Here is a 16,474-nt window from a genome sequence, read left to right as displayed (position 1 = left end):
GGACGGGCGGCGGATCAGGCCCGGACGAACTCCACGGGGACCTCGAGCGCCACCGTGTGCTTGCTGTTGGCGGCCCAGGGCACCGGCCCGCTCAGCCGCACCTCGGCGACCCGGTCGAGGAGCGCGGTGAACAGGGTGCGCAGTTCGAGCCGGGCGAGGTCCACGGCGAGGCAGACGTGGGGTCCCCGGCCGAAGGCGAGGTGAGGGTTGGGGTTGCGGCGCACGTCGAAGGACATGGCGTCGGGGAAGACGCCCTCGTCCCGGTTGGCCGACGACCACCACAGGGTCACCTTGTCGCCGCGCCGGAACCGCACGTCCCGGAACGTGAAGTCCTCGGTGGCCGTGCGCCGGTTGTACGGCGTCGGCGTGGACCAGCGCATCATCTCCTCGACGGCGCCCTCCAGCAGGGAGCGGTCCGCGCGCAGGGCCTGCCACTGCTCGGGGTGCTCGGCGAGGGCGAGCAGGCCGACGGCGATGACGTTGCGGGTGGGCTCGCTCCCGGCCAGGGTCAACAGGTTGACGAACACCTCCCGCTCGTAGGGGCGCAACGGTGACTCGCCGTGGCCCTCGGGCAGTTCGCCCGCGGCGATCACGGACAGGAAGTCCTGCGCCGGCTCGGCCCTCTTCCGGGCGAGCAGCTGCACCCCGTACTGGTACATCGCGAGGAGGGCGGCCTGGCTGCGCGAGGACGACTCGCCGGAGGCACGGTCCTCGTACCCCATCACCACTTCGGTCCAGTCGACGAACTGCGGCCAGTCGGCGCGTGGTACGCCCATCAAGGCGGCCATGACCTCCACCGAGACACGGCCGGCGACGTCGTTCTGGAAGTCGCAGGAGCCGCGCTCGACGACCTCGGAGACGATCGCCTCGGCCCGCTCGGTGATGAGCGGGCCCAGCGCCTCGAGCACGGGACCGGTCACGGACGGACTGACCAGGTCGCGCAGCAGGCGGTGGCGCGGGTCGTCCATCATGTTGAGCATCGCGCCGGAGTAGGTGCCGGCGGGCAGGTCGTCGAGGTGGGTGCCGCCGCCCTCGCGGTCGCCGCCGCCCTGGGAGGACAGGAGGGGGTGTTCCGCCGCCTCGACGACGTCGTCGTAGCGGGAGAGGACCCAGAAGTCCTCGCCGTCACGGGTCCGGCCGGGCGGGTGGCGCAGGACGGGTGCCTCCTTGCGCAGCCGGGCGAACACCTCGTGCGGGAAGCCGTCGGTGAAACGGTCCTGGTCGCTGAGGTCGAAACCGCCGAGTACGGCGGGCAGTTGCTCCGCGCCCACCTCGGCGGCGCTGCGTAACGTCGGAACGGCGGGCTGCTCCAGCGACATGGACGCTCCTTAGGACGGTGACGCACCGAGGGCAGTCGAACGGCAGTTCACGCCATGTCCGCGCAGCGGGTCAAGCGATGTCGTCCAGGAGGCCGTGGCCGGGACCGCTTGCTAGCAATTCCCTTAGACATGTGCCCGGCTGGTGAGACGGACCGGTGCGTGCGGGACGTCCGCGACGCACCGGTCCGACGGTTCAGACCTGTTGCCGGGGCGCCGTCGTCACCGGTCGACGCCGCCCAGGACGGGGTCGATGGAGGCGATGACGACGATGACGTCGGCGACCTGGCCGCCCTCGGCCATCGCCGCCATGGCCTGCAGGTTGGTGAAGGACGGGTCGCGGAAGTGGACCCGGAAGGGGCGCGTGCCCCCGTCCGAGACGACGTGGGCGCCGAGTTCGCCCTTGGGCGACTCCACGGACACGTAGATCTGCCCCGGCGGGACGCGGAATCCCTCGGTGACCAGCTTGAAGTGGTGGATCAGGGCCTCCATGGAGGTGCCCATGATCTGCTTGATGTGGTCGGGCGAGTTGCCCAGGCCGTCCGGTCCGAGGGCCAGCTGCGCGGGCCAGGCGATCTTCTTGTCGGCGACCATCACCGGGCCGGGCTGGAGCCGGTCCAGGCACTGGTCGACGATCCGCAGTGACTGGCGCATCTCCTCGAGCCGGATGAGGAAACGGCCGTAGGCGTCGCACGTGTCGGTGGTCGGGACGTCGAAGTCGTACGTCTCGTAGCCGCAGTACGGCTGCGCCTTGCGCAGGTCGTGCGGCAGGCCGGTGGAGCGCAGGATCGGGCCGGTGACACCGAGGGCCATGCACCCGGTGAGGTCGAGGTGGGCGACGTCTTGCATGCGCGCCTTGAAGACCGGGTTGCCGGAGGCGAGCTTGTCGTACTCGGGCAGGTTCTTGCGCAGGGTCCCGACCAGGTCGCGGAGCTGGTCGACGGCCCCGGCCGGCAGGTCCTGGGCGAGCCCGCCGGGCCGGATGAACGCGTGGTTCATCCGCAGGCCGGTGATCAGCTCGTAGGCGTCCAGGATCAGTTCGCGGTCGCGGAAGCCGTAGATCATGACCGTGGAGGCACCGAGCTCCATGCCGCCCGTGGCGATGGCCACCAGGTGCGAGGAGATGCGGTTGAGCTCCATCAGCAGGACGCGCACGACGGTGGCCCGGTCGGGGACCTGGTCCTCGATGCCCAGCAGTTTCTCGACGGCCAGGCAGTACGCCGTCTCGTTGAAGAACGACGTGAGGTAATCCATGCGGGTGACCAGGGTGGTGCCCTGGGTCCACGTGCGGTACTCGATCTGCTTCTCGATGCCGGTGTGGAGGTAGCCGATGCCGCAGCGGGCCTCGGTGACCGTCTCGCCGTCGATCTCCAGGATGAGCCGGAGCACTCCGTGGGTGGAGGGGTGCTGGGGGCCCATGTTGACGACGATGCGTTCGTCGTTGGCGCGGGCCGCCGAGCTGACGATCTCGTCCCAGTCCCCGCCGGTGACCGTGTAGACGGTGCCTTCCGTCGTCTCCCGGCCGGCGCGGGGCGAGGTGGGCGTGGGTGACGTCGTCATGAACGGCCGCCCTTCGCCCGGGGACACACGGTCCGGAGCGTGCCGTACCCGCTCATCGCAGGAGCCCCTTCATCTCGATGGTCGGCAGCGCCGTGCGGGCCGCCTCCTCCGCCTCGCGGGCGGCCTCCTCCGCGTTCACGCCCAGCTTGGAGGTGCGGATCTTCTCGTGCAGCTTCAGGATCGCGTCCATCAGCATCTCGGGGCGGGGCGGGCAGCCGGGCAGGTAGATGTCGACCGGGACGATGTGGTCGACGCCCTGCACGATCGCGTAGTTGTTGAACATGCCGCCCGAGGAGGCGCAGACCCCCATGGAGATGACCCACTTGGGGTTGGGCATCTGGTCGTAGATCTGGCGCAGGACCGGGGCCATCTTCTGGCTGACCCGGCCGGCGACGATCATGAGGTCGGCCTGGCGGGGTGAGCCGCGGAAGACCTCCATGCCGAAGCGCGCCAGGTCGTAGCGCCCGGCGCCGGCCGCCATTAACTCGAATGCGCAGCAGGCCAGTCCGAAGGTCGCCGGGAACACCGACGCCTTGCGCACCCAGCCCGCGGCCTGCTCGACGGTACTCAGCAGGAAGCCGCTCGGCAGGCTCTCTTCCAGTCCCATGGACTTGTCCTCCAGCAGTTCTGGTCGTCCGGTCCCGGACCACCGCGCCTCCGGAGGCACGAGGGGGGCGTCGGCGCCCGCGGCCGTGGGGGTGAATCGTGAGCTTGTGAGGTGGTTCACAATCCAACGGGGGCCATCCTAATCCAGCGAATGTGATCTGCGACATACCGCCGAGGGCTGCCCGTGTGACCTTGGACACCTGACGGCCGGTCAACTGCCCATCTTTTGATAGGAGAAGAGCACATCCGTGACACCGGGACTCCGGTGGTCTCCTACGCAGCACCGAAGGACCGTGCGCCCGTACGTCCCTCAGGGAGCCATGTGCTCCAGCGCGGGGATGACCGCCCGCAGGTCCTCGTCGTCGACCGCCGTCGTCGACCGGCACCTCACCTCCGGCGGCGCGTTGAACGCGACACCGCACCCGACGGCGTCGAACAGCGGGGCGTCCGTGCCGTCGGCGCTCACCACCGCGCAGTCCTCGGGCCGTAGCCCCAGGTCGGCCGCCCGGCGCACCGCCATGGCGCAGCTGCCGGCGGCGCCCACCGGAGCGGTGCCGCGCCCGGTGAAGAGTCCCCCTCGTGCCTCCAGCGTCGTCCCCGTGTGGGAGTGGAAGCCCAGGAGCTCGGCCAAGTAGGCGCCGATGGGCGCCCATTCCGCCGTGGCGATCACCGGCAGCAGCCGGTGGTCCCAGCACCATGCCGCCGTCTCCCGCACGCCGGGCAGGGGGCGCAGGCTCCCCAACTCGGAGCACAGGAGGCGGGTCGGCACCCCGGCCCACCGCGAGGCGTCGAGGCGGGGCTCCTCGTCCCCCTCCGGGGCGGTGCGCAGTCCGAGGCGACGCTCCATGAGACGGGACGGGTTCGTCTCCTCGATGAGGACACCGGCCGAGAAGAACACAGCCCCGACGTGTGGCGAGATGGACACCGCACCACCATGCCAGCCGGTCGGTGCGGGCAGAAGGCGAACCGCGGCACTGGCCGTCGGCCGGGTGCCGGGGAACGCGCGGCGTTTCCCGGTCGTCCTGGTAAGGGGACCGGGGGATGCGCCGCAACCAGGTGATCTTCCCACCGGTACCCGGTCAAGACGGTCCATTCGACCGGCAGTTGTCGTGGCACGCGTGCCGACGACGACCGCGCGGGCATCATTCCACTGACCAACGGGGGTCGGGGAGGACGTCGGTCTCCCCGGAGAGAAGGATGCTCATGACCACTGCCGCAGAGGGCGGAGAATTAGACCGGGCTCACCACGGGGGGACGGCCGGTCCGCCGGTCGACCGTGACGGTGAACTCACCGTGTTGTCCGCAGCCGTCCGCGACGCCGTGGCCGGCCGGCCCGGACTGGTCGTCCTGGACGCACCGGACGGCAGGGGCAGGACGACGCTGATGAACAGCCTGCTGCTCGAAGCGCACGCAGCGGGTCTGCGCGTGCTCCGGGCCCACGGGACGGCGGCCGGCCACACGGCACCGCTGAGCACCGTACGGGCCCTGCTCGAACCGCTGTCGGGCGGCGCCACCCGCGGCCCGGCGGCCGGGCACCCCACCGCACGTCCCGGCGAGGACCTCCGGGGGCGTGACGCGCTCCCCCGGTCCGACGTCCGGGCCGGCGACGTCCCGCACAGCGTGCTGGCAGCCCTCCACGAGGTGGTGCGCCGGGCCGCCCGTGAACGCCCCCTGCTGATCGCGGTCGACGACGCGCACGCGGCGGAACCCGCCTCGCTGCGCTTCCTGGCCCATGTCGCGCGTCGGTTGGCGGGCCTGCCGGTCCTGCTCTGTGTGGCGCGCCGCAGCGGCGGCGGATCGCCCCTGCTGGACGAGATCGCGGCGCTCCCGATGTGCCGCGTCCTGCGCCCGCTCCCCCTCACTCAGGACGGCATCGGCACCCTGGCACGGCGTCTGACCGGCATGGACGTCGACGACGGATTCCGCGCGGCGTGCCGGGCCGCCACCCGGGGCAGTCCCGTGCTGGTGACGCACCTGCTGACCGCTCTGCGCGACGCGCGGCTCCCTCCGACGGAGAACGCCCTCGCCGCACTGGACACGCAGGCCCTGGCGGCGTTCCGTGCGGGCGTCGTCCGCCTGCTGGACGGGCAGCCGACGACGGTGAGGCGTGCGGCCCGGGCCCTGGCGGTACTGGGTGACGGGACGCCACCGGAGACCTGCGCACGGCTGGCCGCGCTGGATCCCGGCGCCTTCGCACGGTGCCTCACGGTCCTGGGCGCCCTGGGGCTTGTCGACGCGCGGACGGACGGCGGCACGTGGTCCTTCACCCATCCCCAGGTGCGTGCCGCCGCGGTCACGCGCACGTCCCCGGACGAAAGGTCCCTGCTGCACGGGCTGGCCGCGCGGCTGCTGCACGAGTCCGGTGCCGACGTCACGGAGGTCGCCGAGCAGCTGCGGCAGTCACCGGAGTCGGCGACCCGTCCATGGGCGCGGGCCGTGCTGCGGGAGGCCGCCCGGGACATGACGCTGCACGGCTCCCCCGAGCGCGCCGTCGAACTGCTGCGCCCGTGCGTGCCGCCCGGCCACGAGGGCACCTGCGAGCCCGAGCTGCTGCTGGACCTGGGGCTGGCCGAGGGCCGGGTGGATCCCTCGGCCGGCGCGGCCCGGCTGGCCCTGGCTCTGGACCGGCTCACCTGCCCGGAAGCGCGCCTGACGGCCCTGGGCGGCCTGGCCGGCGCGTTGATGCGGCTGGGGGAGGTGTCCCGCGCGACGGCCCTGATCGACCGCTGCCGCCAGTACGGCGCGGACTCCGCCGCCGCGGCGCGCAGCGCCCACCTGCTCGAGGCCCAGCTCCTGCTCGTCGCCACCGCCGATCGCGAGACCTACTCGCGACTGCTCGACAGCACCTCCCTCGACCTCGGTCTCCCCGGCGACACGACCGCCCGCCGGGCGCTCCTCGCCTCCCGCGCGGTCGTCTGCGCGGCTCGCGCCGACCGCGTCGCCGAGGCCCGCGACGCGGCACGCACGGTCCTCGCGCACGGCACACCGGTCACCGACGCGGTGTCCACCCTCGGCTCGGCCGCGTCGGTGCTCCTCTACACGGACCGGCCGCGTGAAGCGGTCGAGGCGTTCCGGCAGGTACTCGACACGCCGCACGTGAGGCGGGAAGAGGTCTACCCCACCCTGCTGGCGCTGACCGCGGAGGCCCACGCACGTCTCGGCGCGCTCACCGAAGCCCTGCGCGCCACCAACGTGGCCCTGGAGGGCGTCGCACCCGCCCGCGCCACTCGGCTCGCCGCACTGCCGCTGGCCGTCCGGCTGCACACCCTGCTGGACGAGGGCGACCTCGCGGCCGGCACCGCCCTCGTCCGGGGCCTTCCCGACCCCATGGACGACGAGGCGTGGCAGTGGAACGAGGTGCTGTGCGCACGGGGGCGGCTGCGTCTGGCCTCCGACGACGTCGAGGGCGCCCTGGACGACCTGACCGAGTGCGGTCGCCGTCAGAGGGCCTGGCACCGCACGAGCCCGGCGGTGTCGTCCTGGTGGTACTGGGCCGGGCGCTCCCATCTCGCCCGGGGCGACCGCGCGACGGCCCGGCAACTGGCCGACGACGCGATCGAGTCGGCGCGCGCGGCACACCTCCCGTGCGCCCTCGCCCAGGGTCTGGAACTGCGGGCGGCGACGGAGGCGGCGCAGCACCGGCCGCTGCTGTTGCAGGAGGCGGAGGCGGTCCTGGGGACGACCTCCGCGGCCTTGCTGCTGGCCCGGGTGCGCGTCGCCCGGGGCCGGGCGCTGCACCGGTGCGGCGACAAGCAGGCGGCACGCGCGGTGCTGCGCAAGGCCTGGGAGGAGACGTACGCCCTGGGCGCCCCGGCCCTGCACGCGGAGGCGCACACGGCCCTGCTCGCCACCGGTGCCCGGCCCCGCCGCCCGGTGCCACGCGGGGTGGACGCGCTGACGCGCAGCGAACGCCGGGTCGCGAAGCTGGCCGACAGCGGCCTCACCAACGCGGTCATCGCCCGGACCCTGTGCGTGACCCTGCGCACCGTGGAGGTCCACCTGACCTCCGTCTACCGCAAGTTGAACGTGGCCGGCAGGAGGGAGCTGCGGTTCGTGCTGCGGGCCGCCGACGAAGGAGCACTGCATGCTGTGGGAGCGTGAGACCGCGTCGGCCGCGGCCGACGCCGCCCTGCGGCGTGCCGCGCGGGGCCAGGGCACACTGCTCCTGGTCGAGGGCGCCCTCGGTGCCGGCAAGTCCGCCTTCCTGGACTCCCTGGCCCCCCTGTCCGACCGTCACGGGGCCTTGTTGCTGGCGGCGCACGCGTCGCAGACCGAGGAGGGCTTCGAGTGCGGCGTCGTGCGCCAGTTGGCCGACGCCTGCCCACCCGCCGGGCCTCGGTGGCCCAGCGACTCCTTCGGCGCACTCGTGGACTCCGCCGCGCCGGGCCGACCGCTCGTGATCACCGTGGACGACCTGCACTGGTGTGACGCGTCGTCAGTACGCGCACTGCTCAGGGTGCTTGCTCCCGGAGTACCGGGCGGGGTGGTCCTCGTCGTCTCGGTGCTCAGCGGACACGTGCGCGCAGGCCGCCCGCGACTTCGTGCCGTGCTCGCGAGGGCGACCTCGACCGTCCGTCTGTCCTCCCTCGGACCGCGGAGTGTGCGCGCGCTCACCGAGGCCGCCTACGGCACTCCCGTCGAGGAGTCGTTCGTCAGCGCCCTGCACACGGCGTCCGGCGGCAGTCCCCTGGTGGTGCACGGTCTCCTGGACGACGCCGTGCACCGCGGCCTGGAGCCGACCGGCGCGCACGCTCCCGCCGTCGCCGCCCTCCGGCCCGAACGCGTACGGCAGCGTCTCGACTCCTACCTCGGCGCCCAGCCGGCGGACGTGAGCCGCGCTGCCCACGCCCTGGCCGTGCTGGGCACCGCTGCGGATCCTCCCCTGCTCGACGCCCTGGCGAGCCTGACGGGCCCGGCACGCGCCCGGGCCGTCGCGTCCCTGCGCCGGTCGGGCCTCGTCGGCAGCGACGGGAGCGTGTTCGGCGCCGGCACCGTCCCGCGCGAGATGCTCGCGGAAGCCATACCGGCCGATCAGCGTCCCGAGCTGCACGGTGCGGCCGCCGACCTGTTGTACCGCGCGGGGTACCCCGCCGAGACGGCGGCCGAGCACCTGATGGCCGTACCCACGCTGCACGGCGGGCGGACCGTCGTCCTGCTCCGCGCCGCTGCGGACGGCGCCCTGCACCGCGGTTCGCCCCGGAGCGCGGCCCGCTACCTGCGCCGGGCCCTGCTGAACATCCCCTCCGCCGGCCCCGAGCGTGCGGGCCTGCTGGTCGACCTCGCCACCGCCGAGCGCAGCTTCGCCCCGGCGGCCTCGCTGCGTCACGTGGTCGAAGCCCTGCCGCTGTTGCGCGACGCACGCGAGCGCGCTGCCGCGCTGGCGCGGCTGGGCCCGCTCCACCTGGATCCGGCGGCCTTCCGCGTCCGCGCCACCTTCCGGCGGCTGATACACGACCTGCGGCTGTGCCCTCCGGCCGGGCGTGCCTCGCCGATCTCCGATGACGTCGATCGGGACCTGCTGCTCCGCCTGCGAGCCCGCGCGTACGTGCTCTCCACCGACGACCGGGACGCCTGCGGCATGCTGCCCGCCGTCCGGGGCCTGGGACCGGACCCGGCGACGCGGACACCCGGCGAGCGCGAGATGGCCGCGTCCCTCATCCACCACGCTCTGGTCACCAACTCCGCGCCGGCCCACCGGCTCGCCGCGCTCGCGGCCCGGTTGCTGCACCGGGAGCCCGCCGCGCCGGACCGCATCCACACGGTCCTGCCGCTCGCGCTGCACGTTCTGGCCGCCACGGGGCACCCCGGCGACGCGGCGGCCTGGCTGCGCGCCGCGGCACCGGCCGCCGCGCGGCAGGGCGCCGAAGCGGAGCTCGTCGTCATCCGGGCCACGCAGGCGCTGGTCACCCTCGCCGCGGGCCGCCCGGGCCGCGCCCGCCGCGAGGCCCACGAGATCCAGGCGGTGGCGGAGGCGGCGGAAGGGGACCTTCCCCCGGTCTGCCTGGCGGCCGTCGCCCTGATCGCCCTGGACACCGAGGAGCCGGAACGAGCGGAGCGCCTCCTGGCCCGGCACCCGCTGCACGCCGAGGACCCGCAGCTGACGGCGCTGCTGCACGCGGCGCGGGGCGCCCTGTCGGCGCGCGGTGGGGACCCGCGCACCGCGCTGCACCGGTTCCGGACGGCCGGGCGCGTGCTGGAGCACATCGGCTGGCGCAATCCGGTGACGCTGCCGTGGTCCGGTTGCGCAGCGCTCATGCACCACCGCCTCGGCGAGGACGAGGAGGCGGTGGCCGCCGCCCGCCAGGACGTGGAGCGGGCGCGGGCGTTCGGTGCCCCCCTGCCCCTCGGCCGGGCCCTCGGTGTCCTCGGCCGGGTCACGGCGGGCCGAGCGGGCGCCGAACGGCTCGAGGAGTCCGTGACGGTCCTGGAACGGGGCTCCAGTCCCTACGAGTTGAGCCGTGCCCTCTACGCGCTCGGCGGCCGGCCGGAGGCGGATCCGGCCCATCGCCTGGCCGTGTGCCGACGGGCCCTGGAGCTCGCCGTCGACTGCGGTGCGCCCTGGCTCGCCGACCGCGTCCGGCGCCGCCTGGACAGCACCCGGGCGACGACGACGGCCTCGTCCGCGGACAGCCTCACCCCGTCCGAGCGACGGGTCGCCCGGCTGGCCGCCTCGGGGCTGAGCAACTCCGCGATCTCACTCCGGCTGGGCATCTCCTCGCGCATGGTGGAGAGGCACCTGACGCAGTCGTACCGGAAGTTGGACATCCCCGGGAAGACACACCTGACGTACGCCTTGGAGGGCGTCCGCACCGAGCACACCGACTGATCGCCCAGCCTGCTGCTGCGGCCGGGCGGGGACGGGGCCGGGACGCGTGCACCGAAATGCGTTCCCGCACCACCGAACCAACGCACCACAGTCTTTCGCCGGCGAGCAAAGCTTTGCTTGACCCGCTCGGGAGGCGATTCCTAGGCTCCGAGTCAATTGATCGGAGTACGGTTCCGGGCCCACGCCACAGCGGGGGCACCCCTCTCCTCCCTCGCACGTCTTCGGCGCACATCCCCACATCTGAATCCAGAAAGTGGTACGTCGCAGTGACCAGGCGAACAGCAGGCAGTCCGCTCAACGCAGACCCGATGACGACGTCACCCTCCGGCCTCCTCCCCCGGTACCCCGGTGCGGGCCGGGCTCTCCCCCACCACGGCCACGGCGCCTACACGGCGCACGTCGACCCGGACATGTGCATCGTCGCGGCCGAACCGGACTTCGCGCGTCAATTCGACCGCACCTCGGCCGACACCTGCGGTCGCAGCCTCTTCGACTTGTTGCACCCGAGTTGCCCGCCCGCGCTCCACGGGCACTTCGCCCGGCTCTCGCGGGGCCGCTGCGAGCGCTTCGCCGAACGCATGGTCGGCGTGGGCAGGTCCGGCCGCGTCTTCTCGGGCGAGCTGACCGGCGTGGCGGTGCAGAACCTGGCCGGCCGGTTCGCCGGCATCGTCGTGCAGGTCCGCCCCGACGAGCAGCCCCCGCGCGCGAGCTGCGACCCGCTCCCGGCCACCTCGCGGATACTCCTGGACCCGCTCGACGCCCAGATCCTGGAGGGCATCGCCAGCGGTGCCTCGACGGTCCAGTTGGCAGCCAGGCTGTACCTGAGCCGACAGGGGGTCGAGTACCACATCCGGCTGATGCTCCGCCGGATGGAGGCGCCCAACCGGGCCGCGCTCGTCGCCCGCGCGCATTCCCTCGGCATGCTCGCCGTCGGGCAGTGGCCACCACGCGTCCTGCCCGAGTTCTTCGAGCGGGAGCGCTGAGCCGCGCCTCGTTCTCCCTCCCGCCCGGGACGCGGACGACGGCCCCGCGCCCGCCGCGGTGACCACGCCGACCACCACCACACCCCTTGGACACCTCCGCATGCGATCTGACAACCGCAAGGCCACGGCGACCGAAGCGGGTCCCACCAGCAGCTTCACCTTCACGCAGCGGGCGCGCAGGGCGCAGATAGTCCAAGCCGCCATCGAGACGCTGGCCGAAAGCGGATACACCCGGACGACGTTCAGCAGGATCTCGCGCCAAGCACGGCTGTGCAGCACCGGCATGATCTCCTACCACTTCTCCGGGAAGCCCGAGCTCATCACGGAGGTCGCCCACACCATCATGGGCAAGGCCGAGACGATGCTCGAGCCCCGGCTGCGGGAGGTGGACACCTACCGCGGGAAGCTGGGGGTGTTCATCGGATCGACCTTCGAGTTCGCGTCGACGTACCCCACCCACACCCTCGCCCTGGTCGAGATCGTCGCCATGGCCCGCGACCGCGGCAGTACGGGGCTGGAGCGGGTCGAGCAGGACATCCTCTGCGTGGAGCGACTGGCCGCGCTGCTGGAACACGGGGTGCGGGCGGGCGAGTTCGGGGCGTTCGACTGCCGCACCATGGCGTTCGCCCTACGGGGGGCCATCGACGGTGTCCTGTGCCAGTACCTGCGCCACGAGGCGGTGGACCTGGACCGTTGCGCCCAGGAGCTGACGCGGGCCTTCGGGCTGTGCGCCCAGGCGGCGTGACGCGGCAGCCGCCGGACGAACCGTGCCTGGTCCGCGAGGAAGCGGCCAGGTGCCGGCTGACCTTGCCCGTGCTCTCGCCGCCCCTCGCCGCCCCTCTGCTGCCCGGCCTCGCTGCCCGCACGAGGACGAGCAGCGAGGTGGGGGGAGCGTCCCGGCCTAGCCCGCGTAGGTCTCGAACTCGGCGATCCTCGGTGTGCCCGAGGCGGCGGTGATCTGGAAGGTGAGCTTCTTCAGCGAGGTGGTGGGGAAGCTGATCACCCCGGTGCCGCTCCCGGAGGCGAGCACCCCGCCCGTATCGGCGTCGACCAGCTTCCAGGCGGTGACGGCTCCGCCGGCGGCCTCCCGGACGACCGCCCTGGACACGGTGGTCGCGGAGCCCCACTTGACGGACACGGACCCGGTCGACCCGGCCGGCGACCAGTAGGTGCCCAGGTCGCCGTCGCGTACGTTGCCGTAGCTGGTGCCGCCGGCCTTGGACGAGCCGTCGGCGCCGGCGGACAGGCTGAGGTTGGTGCCGGTGGGGCCGGTCGGGGTCGGCGTGGGCTGCGTGGGCGTCGGATCGGTCGGGGTCGGCGTCGGGGTCGTGGGGTCGGGCGACTGGGCGGAGCAGCTGCCGTCCGACACCAGCAGGCCCTTGTCGGCGCCGGCGGTCCGGCTCACGATCCCCGGCACGCAGGACGCGTCGTCGAGGGCGTAGGAGTAGGGGATGCTCACAGTCGTGTTCGACTGCGGGTTCGGGCCCGCCGGGTTGTTGTCCGCGGCCCGCTCCGACCACGTCACGTTGTCGAAGATGTTGCCGTTGACCTGCCAGGAGCCGGCCTCGTCCGTGTAGAACGTGCCGAGGACGTCCTTGGAGTCCTCGAAATAGTTGTTGTCGACCCTCGCCTTCGCCCCGGCCCGGGAGTTGATGCCGGACTTGGTGAGGTTCACGTAGTGGTTGTCGTAGATGTGGGCGATGCCGCCGCGCAGCAGGGGCGCGCGGGAGTCGATGTTCTCGTACAGGTTGTGGTGGAAGGTGACGTAGCCGTTGGAGCGGTCGGTCTCGCTGGAGCCGATCAGGCCGCCGCGGCCGGAATTGCGCAGCACGCTGTAGGACAGCGTCACGTACTGGGTGTTGTCCTTCATGTCGAAGAGGCCGTCGAAGCCCTCCGCCTCGCCGCCGGACGCCTCCAGGGTGACGTGGTCGACCCAGACGTTGCGGACGTCGCTCTCCATGCCGATGGCGTCACCGCCGTTGGAGGTGGGCGAGCCGGACTTCTTGACGTTGCGGACGGTCACGTTCTGGATCACGATGTTGCTGGACTCTCTGATGTGGATGCCCAGTTGGTCGAAGACGGCACCGCTGCCGACGCCGACGATCGTGACGTTGCTGATCTGCTTCAGCTCGATCCTGTCGGCGGCCGTGGAGCAACTGCTGCCGGAGACCTTGCTGGTGTTGCCGTGGTTGATGGTGCCCTCGACCTGGATGACGATCGGGGTGGAGCTGCTGGCCCGGCTGCACAGGGCCTGGTGAATGGCGGTGCCGGTGGTGGCGCGGACCGTCTGTCCGCCCGCCCCGCCCGTGGTGCCGCCGTTCTGGGACGCGTATCCGGTGGCGCCGCTCGCCGCGGCCGATGCGGTCGTCGCCGATGCCGACAGCACCGCTCCGGTCGCCGCCGCCAGGGCCAGGGTGGCCGTGGCCGCCGAGAGCCGTATCGCGACTGGTCGTCTCATCCTCGCCTCGCTTGTCGTCGTCGCATGGCGGCGGGCGCCGCGCATGCCGGGGGTACGGGGTGCGGAGTGCGGGGTGCTTGCGAGGGGGCCGGTGCGAGCGTCAAGCGTTTTCTGCCAAACCCCTCAGTTCCCGGCTCCGCAGCGCGTCGTGGGCGCGGATGGTGCCGGGTCGCACATGAGTTGAGCTGCTGAGATGTGACGCCGTCACCGGTCCGGTGAAGCACCGACCATCCCGAAAGCGCTTTCTACAAGGGCGAGAATAGGGTGGCACCCGAAAGGAGACAAGGGTTCGCGCATGCACGGCCGGCGCGCCTGACGGCACCCTTAGGGTGCTGGCGCTGATGCGGGTGAGGATGCGGCTACGGCTCCGTGCGGAGTTGCGGGCTCATCGGGCGGGCGCGGGGCGGATCCGCGCCGTCGCGGGGGCTGGGCAGCACGGGGTGCCGCCCAGCCGGGAACAACGGTCAGCCGTGGTAGGTGATGTACCCGTTGCCGTCGCGGTCGTTGGCGGACTTGGTGTAGGAGTGCACGTCCGCGCGGGCACCGCCGGGCTTGAGCAGGTAGATGGTGTCCTTGTCGTTGTTCCAGATGAAGTTGCAGTTCTGGCGGTAGACGACGTTGCCGGCGTCGGAGTTGGTGCCGCGGCCGCCACGGAGCTTCACGTAGTCGCCGGGCTCCAGCCGGTGGGTGGTGGTGAAGGTGAACTTGTTGCCGGTGGCGTCCTTGACGACGTAGCCCTTGAGGTCGACGGTCGCCGTGCGCGAGTAGTTCTTGATCGTCAGGTACTCGTCCTTGGTGTTGCCGCCCGAGCAGCGGTTGGAGTCCGCGCCCGGCGCGTCGTACTGGACGCCCTTGATCTTCAGCGCGGACGAGTACTCGGCGGCCTGGGCCGGGGCCGCGGTGACGACGGCGAGCGCGCCGGCAGCGGCGGCGACCGTCAGGACGTGGCGTCGTATGTGCATGGGTGAAGTACCCCCCTCGTGCAGTGCGGTTGGTGCGGTGGGGAGCCTACCTAAGGGACCGCACTTCATGAGGGTCGGGTGTCCACATCGTGAAGGAGATGAAAAGGTGCAGCTCACGAACCGTTCTCGTCGCGCGGCTCCGTGCGGTGGTCGAAGTAGGCCAACCCGAAGATGCAGAGCAGCCCCACGACACCCATGGCCAAGAACTGCACGGCCGTGGGTGCGGTCCGGGTGAAGTACCCGGTGGCTCCGGTCAGGAGCGCGCCGCCCAGCATCAGCATGCGACTGGCGAATCGCTGCCCCGGATCGACGCCCTGGCGTTCGGAGAACAGCCCCTTGACAGCTGCTTTCGCCGGGCGCGCGACGCCCTTGCGCTTCTTCGACCGGTACTCCAGGCCGTACCCGAACACCAGGTAGAGCACGAGAATCGCGGCGACCGCCGCCCAGTCGGACGGGTCGTGCGTGCCGCCGTACGCCAGCGAGTTCCCCAGCCTCACGTCCATCATGACCCCCTGTCGCGTGAGAAGCCGGATGCCCTGGCTCGGGGATCGCATGTGGCCTCAACGGGTCGAAAATCAGGTTGGTTCGCGCCCGGCGAGGCTGCAACGATGCGTCCGAACTACCCGGAGGACGCTTGTTCGTGTTCGTGTGTGCGGGGTGCGGTACCGAGCTGACCGCCCCGCTGTCCCAGGTCGCGCTGCCGGTGCACGCCCGTCAGAAGTACGGCAACGGGGTCCAGCTCCCGGTGCTCATGGAGGCCGGGACCTTCGCCGTCGACCCGGACCCTTGGGGCGGCCCGTGGCGGACGTGGGAGGAACTCGAACCGGGTGAGGCGGAGGCGCGCGGCATCTACGCGCCGGTCCATGCCCTGTCCGACCGCGCGCCCGGGGCGGGTGTCATCGCGCCCGGTGATGTCCGTGGGACGCGGTTGATGCCCGAGAGGCTCGGCGGAGCCTGCTGCGGCCTCGACGGAGGCGACGGACCCAACATGGCTTGCGAGGGATGCGGCCTCTCCGTCGCTACGAGGATCGACGACTGCTCGCTCTGGCAGGCGGTACGGCTCGACGCGGAGGCCGTGCACCGCCTCCCCCTGGACGGTGGCCGCACCGCGTCCTTGTCCTGGGCGGAATTGGTGGCACAGGGGGAGAGGACGCCTCCGTTCGAGGCGATCGCCACGTGGGGCGGGCAGTTGGGGACGAGCCACTACTGGTCGTGGAGCCCCCGGTGGGAGGCGGCAGCCGGGCATGCGCTCGCTCACCTGCTGGTCGCCTCCGAAGGGCAGCCGGTGGAGGTCCCGGACGGCCTGACCGCGGACGTCTTCCGGCCCGCGCTCGACGCCCTCCTGCCGGCCGGCGCCCCGGAGCGGCGAGCCGTGCTCGCTGGACCGGGGCAACCTCCCCCGGATGCGGGCGTCGACATCCTTCTCGTGCCGGTCCACCCCCGGACGGGCCAGGCCTGGGCCCCGGCCCACCCGACGGGATCGGTCCACCTGGTGCCGCTGCCACTGGGGGTGTGGCTGTGGCTGGTCTCTCCCCGGCCGGATCCACCGGTTCCGGCCTCAGGCCACCTGCCCCTGTGGGTCCTCCGCGACGACCCTCTCCCTCCGCTCCCCCACGGCCCGTTGCGGGCGGACCGGGGAACGTTCCAGCACACCTTGGTCCGGCTGCCCGCCGTGCGCAGCCCGTGGCTGAGCAGGATCCTCGAAAAGCTGACCCACGGCGCCTGGTCCCGCCTGTTCTGATCGGCTGACGCCGACTGCCCAC

Annotated in this window: 12 protein-coding genes; 5 read left to right on the top strand and 7 right to left on the bottom strand. The window is 72.4% G+C overall.

Features of this window, described 5'->3' with window-relative positions:
* Positions 1–14 precede the first annotated feature (14 nt).
* The 4 genes from E4U91_RS35335 to E4U91_RS35320 form a co-directional block, all read right to left on the bottom strand.
* Complete coding sequence (locus tag E4U91_RS35335; RefSeq protein WP_137310568.1) at positions 15–1,319, bottom strand: cytochrome P450; 1,305 nt, start codon at positions 1,317–1,319, stop codon at positions 15–17.
* A gap of 219 nt (positions 1,320–1,538) precedes the next feature.
* Positions 1,539–2,876, bottom strand: a complete 1,338-nt coding sequence (locus E4U91_RS35330) for an NADH-quinone oxidoreductase subunit D (protein ID WP_137310567.1) — start codon at positions 2,874–2,876, stop codon at positions 1,539–1,541.
* A gap of 52 nt (positions 2,877–2,928) precedes the next feature.
* On the bottom strand, positions 2,929–3,483 hold the full coding sequence (locus E4U91_RS35325; RefSeq protein ID WP_067241373.1) for a NuoB/complex I 20 kDa subunit family protein: 555 nt from the start codon (positions 3,481–3,483) through the stop codon (positions 2,929–2,931).
* A gap of 309 nt (positions 3,484–3,792) precedes the next feature.
* A complete protein-coding gene (locus tag E4U91_RS35320) occupies positions 3,793–4,407 on the bottom strand; it encodes an HAD family hydrolase (protein ID WP_137310566.1) in 615 nt (204 codons plus the stop codon).
* A gap of 278 nt (positions 4,408–4,685) precedes the next feature.
* On the opposite strand from E4U91_RS35320, the gene E4U91_RS35315 reads away from it, so the two are divergent.
* From E4U91_RS35315 to E4U91_RS35300, 4 genes are all read left to right on the top strand, one after another.
* Positions 4,686–7,583 (top strand): ATP-binding protein, encoded by a 2,898-nt coding sequence (locus E4U91_RS35315; RefSeq protein ID WP_168218231.1) that lies wholly within the window; start codon positions 4,686–4,688, stop codon positions 7,581–7,583.
* Positions 7,567–10,308 (top strand): AAA family ATPase, encoded by a 2,742-nt coding sequence (locus tag E4U91_RS35310; protein ID WP_137310564.1) that lies wholly within the window; start codon positions 7,567–7,569, stop codon positions 10,306–10,308. The genes E4U91_RS35315 and E4U91_RS35310 overlap by 17 nt, the downstream gene beginning before the upstream one ends.
* 308 nt (positions 10,309–10,616) lie before the next feature.
* Complete coding sequence (locus E4U91_RS35305) at positions 10,617–11,291, top strand: helix-turn-helix transcriptional regulator (RefSeq protein WP_241678802.1); 675 nt, start codon at positions 10,617–10,619, stop codon at positions 11,289–11,291.
* A 100-nt stretch (positions 11,292–11,391) separates the two neighbouring features.
* Positions 11,392–12,036, top strand: a complete 645-nt coding sequence (locus E4U91_RS35300; RefSeq protein ID WP_137310563.1) for a TetR/AcrR family transcriptional regulator — start codon at positions 11,392–11,394, stop codon at positions 12,034–12,036.
* A gap of 156 nt (positions 12,037–12,192) precedes the next feature.
* On the opposite strand, the gene E4U91_RS35295 is transcribed toward E4U91_RS35300, so the two are convergent.
* From E4U91_RS35295 to E4U91_RS35285, 3 genes are all read right to left on the bottom strand, one after another.
* The gene (locus E4U91_RS35295) at positions 12,193–13,749 is read right to left on the bottom strand and encodes a pectate lyase family protein (RefSeq protein WP_137310562.1); all 1,557 of its coding nucleotides are present in this window, start codon (positions 13,747–13,749) and stop codon (positions 12,193–12,195) included.
* A 464-nt stretch (positions 13,750–14,213) separates the two neighbouring features.
* A complete protein-coding gene (locus E4U91_RS35290) occupies positions 14,214–14,711 on the bottom strand; it encodes a lamin tail domain-containing protein (protein WP_137310561.1) in 498 nt (165 codons plus the stop codon).
* Between the two features lie 113 nt (positions 14,712–14,824).
* Positions 14,825–15,217 (bottom strand): hypothetical protein, encoded by a 393-nt coding sequence (locus tag E4U91_RS35285; RefSeq protein ID WP_137310560.1) that lies wholly within the window; start codon positions 15,215–15,217, stop codon positions 14,825–14,827.
* Positions 15,218–15,345: 128 nt separating this feature from the next.
* Here E4U91_RS35285 and E4U91_RS35280 point away from each other — a divergent pair, with 128 nt between their 5' ends.
* A complete protein-coding gene (locus E4U91_RS35280) occupies positions 15,346–16,452 on the top strand; it encodes a hypothetical protein (RefSeq protein WP_137310559.1) in 1,107 nt (368 codons plus the stop codon).
* The last annotated feature ends 22 nt before the right edge of the window (positions 16,453–16,474 follow it).

The organism is Streptomyces lasalocidi (assembly GCF_005280215.1).
Lineage (GTDB): Bacteria > Actinomycetota > Actinomycetes > Streptomycetales > Streptomycetaceae > Streptomyces > Streptomyces longwoodensis.
The sequence above is the reverse complement of the archived record's forward strand: the minus strand, read 5'-3'. Positions and strand labels throughout refer to the sequence as shown.